We start from the raw sequence: 3350 nt of genomic DNA, 5'->3' as shown, positions 1-3350 counted from the left end.
ATTTCTCGTTCATCCAGACGATCCGGGCCTGCCGGTCGACGATCAGCAGCCCCTCGGAGAGTTCGGAGAAGGCGGCCAGGAGGGTGTCCATGGTCCGTTGGCGGATGCGCTCGGCTTCCGCAGAGAAGTGTTCTGAGGCCATGGTTCCCCTGCCCGATTTTTAGGTGTCGCCGGGAGGATAGCGCAGCTTGGGCGGCTTTCGCCCGCGTTGCCGTGCGGCCGGGGCGGACTAGGGGCTGGCCGTCAGGCCGGTTTCGGCGGCAGTTTGCGGGCCGATCCGGGTTTCCCGCAGGGAGTCCGGAATGGTGGCCGCGTCGCCGGAGACCGGAATCCGCCCGGCCATGATTTCGGCCAGCGCCTGCGGGTGGCGCGGCAGGCGGGCGGGCTCGGCGTAGCCGTCAGGGAAGACGGGCAACAGGCTGCGGGCGTCGTATTTGTCGGTGGCTCCCAGGGTGTGGAGCAGTTCGTGGGCGATCACCACGGCGTTGCGCTGCCGCTCGTCGCGGCTCGCAAAAACTTTGACGACGCCGATCAGGCCTTTCTCGAGGCCCAGCGAGTGATCCAGCTCGGGCGTGCGGGCCGGATCGTGGTAGAGCACGAACAGGCGCACATCCGGCCGCGGCCCCGGTGCCGCGTCGTGGCGCCAGGCCCAGAAACGCAGCTGCAGGCTCCACAGGGCGACGGCTACGCCGTTGCCATTGGCGGGGAAGGCGGGTGGCAGGGATTCGAGCGGCGCGGCGAGATTGATCGCCAGCGGGCGCAGCAGCGGCCGGCCGTGGCGCTCGACTTCGTTCTGCAGCCATTCGCTGATGGGCGCGAAGTCGTCGGCGTGCAGGCTGGCTACGATCCGCCGCGTGACGGCGGAGTCGTCGGCGGCGATCGGGTAAATCGTGGCGTGCAGGGTGCTTTGCCACGCGTTTGCCCGGGCTTTGCTTTTCCAGGCGCCCACCGCGAGGGTGGCCAGGATGAAAAGCAGGAGGGCGATGCGTAGCGCGCGGAACATGGGCGCGGGGGTTTCAGGTGCTCACGGCGGGGTTGCCGTCGGGCAGGTTGGCCGTAATGTCGGGCTCCATAGCGGGAACCATCTCGGGCGCGTGCGTAAAGAACGGGAGTTCTTCAAGTTCGTGCCCCGGAACGGCATGGCCGAAGTGATAGCCCTGCAGGATGTCCACTTGCAGTTCGCGCAGCGTGGCGGTCGTGGCGGCGGTTTCGACGCCTTCGGCAACGGTTCGCAGCCCCAGGGCCTTGGCCAGGTGGACGATGGCTTGCAGCACCCGCAGCCCGTCTGGTGTGTGGGCGCGCTGCACGAACGAGATGTCGATCTTGAGCTCGCCCACCGGCAGTTCGTGCAGTTGGGAGAGCGAGGCGTAGCCGGTGCCGAAATCGTCGATCGACAGCGTGAAGCCGGCGTCGACGAGCTGGCGCAGGCGCTCTTCGGCAAACTCGACTTCCATCAGTGCGACCGATTCGGTGACTTCGAGGATCACGGCTTCGGGGGGGATACCGTAGCAGGCGGTGTCCTGGAGCAGCGTGGCGACGAAATCCGGTGCAAACAGCTGGCGCTTGGAAATGTTGAGGGAGAGGTTAAGGTCGGGGCGCCGGGTGCGCCAGTGCTGGTATTGCTCCAGCGCCCGGCGCCTGACGAGCTGGCCGAGATCGCTGATGAGGCCGAGGCTCTCGGCCATGGGAATGAAGGTGGCGGGCGAAATCCAGCCCAGGTCGGGGTCTTTCCAGCGGGCCAGGGCTTCGACGCCGACAAGGGGGTGCCGGCCGTCGGGGGTCGGGGTGGCCAGCACCTGCGGCTGGAACCAGGTTTCGATCACGCCGTCGCGGATCGCCTGGGCCAGGCGCGACTGGATGTAAAGCTCCTTCTTGCCCAGCCCCTTGGCGGACATTTCGGTGAACAGCTGGAAGTTGTTCCGCCCCTGGGATTTGGCGTAGAACATGGCCCGGTCGGCATGGGCGAGGAGCGTGTCCACGCTGTCGCCGTCGTCGGGGTAGAGGGAGATGCCCATGCTGAACGTGGCGTTGATCGGTTGCCCGGCCAGGTCGTAGCTTTGGCGCATGACATCGATCAGCTTGCGGGCCACGCGGCGGGTGTCCTCCAGGCTGTCCAGTCCCGGCAGCAGGGCGACGAACTCGTCGCCGCCCCAGCGGGCCACGGTGTCGCCGTCGCGCAGGCTTTTCTCGAGGGCCTTGGCCATCGACAGCAGCAGCGCATCGCCGGTTTTGTGGCCGTAGGCATCGTTGATGTTCTTGAAGTGATCGAGATCGATGAAGCACACGGCGACCCGGTCCTGGGTGCGCTTGGCGAGCTGTACCGCCTTGCAGATACGGTCTTCCAGCAGAACCCGGTTGGGCAGGCCGGTGGGGGCGTCGTGCAGCGCCATGTGGGCGATGTGGCGTTCCTGCAGATAGGTTTTGGTGATGTCGCGCAGCACGCCGCGTATTCCGACGACGCGGCCGCCCTGGGCCTGCTCGGCCACGAAGCGGCATTCCATCCAGCGTTCGAAGGCGGCTTCGGCAATGAAGCGGAAGCGGCCGTGGAATTCGTCCTTCTCGCCGCTTTGCAGGTTTTTCAGGTAGGCCCGGAAGGCTTCCCGGTCTTCCGGGTGGACGGAGTCGGCGATCTCGCCGGCGCTTGGCCTGGTTTCGGTGAGTTGCCACCAGCCGTTATTGGCGTTGAGGATGTGGCCGTTCGGGTCCAGTTCGACCACGGCTTCGTCGAGCATGTCGAGGGTGCGCACGAGGGAGTGCTGTTCGGTAGCCCACTGGGTTTCCTTGGCCAGGGCGCGGTTCAGGGCATTGAAGGGCTGGTGCACGCTCTCGATGAAGACGGCCCGGTAGATGAACCCGTAGGACACGATCTTGAAGATGTGTCCGGCCAGATTGTAGATGTCACTGACCGAGGCGTATTGGGTGAAGCACAGCTCGGACAGCACGGCGACCGATGAAGCCCGGAAAAGGTCGGCGGCGTTGAAGGTGGCGCCGGAGTGCGCCCGGCGGTAGAAAATGATCGCGGCGAGCCCGTAGATCAGCACGAGTCCGTATTCGAGGCTGATCTTGAGGGCGGTGAGCCCCTTGCCCGGGATGAAGAAATCCGGCACCAGGTCTGGCGCAAGCAGCTGGACGCCGTAAACGCCCGCCACATAGATGAGCACACCGGCGAGGAGCCTGTAGCGGCCGCGGGAGTCGAGCATCGGCTCCCAGGGGCGCAGCGCGGCGGCGAGCAGCCCGATCGCCACGAGAAAACGTGCGCCCAGCCAGAAGACAATGGCCTTTTGCGGGCTTGCCTGTGTGACGAAATCCGGCATGCCGCGATAGCCCAGCATGTGCCCGAAATCGAGAAG

Annotated in this window: 2 protein-coding genes; both read right to left on the bottom strand. The window is 66.1% G+C overall.

Translation table 11 applies throughout. The features are described 5' to 3' along the window. Nucleotides 1-229 precede the first annotated feature (229 nt). Nucleotides 230-1003, bottom strand: a complete 774-nt coding sequence (locus Q1W26_RS12570) for a hypothetical protein (RefSeq protein ID WP_300440568.1) — start codon at nt 1001-1003, stop codon at nt 230-232. A gap of 13 nt (nt 1004-1016) precedes the next feature. After that, on the bottom strand, nt 1017-3350 hold a 2334-nt coding region (locus tag Q1W26_RS12565; protein ID WP_300440566.1), incomplete at its 5' end, for an EAL domain-containing protein.

The sequence above is a fragment of the Zoogloea sp. genome, assembly GCF_030157465.1.
Classification (GTDB): Bacteria; Pseudomonadota; Gammaproteobacteria; order Burkholderiales; family Rhodocyclaceae; genus Zoogloea.
The sequence above is the reverse complement of the archived record's forward strand: the minus strand, read 5'-3'. Positions and strand labels throughout refer to the sequence as shown.

Excerpts from the sequence above, each read along its gene's own strand:
- Q1W26_RS12570 (WP_300440568.1), bottom strand. The coding sequence starts at position 1,003 with ATGTTCCGCGCGCTACGCATCGCCCTCCTGCTTTTCATCCTGGCCACC.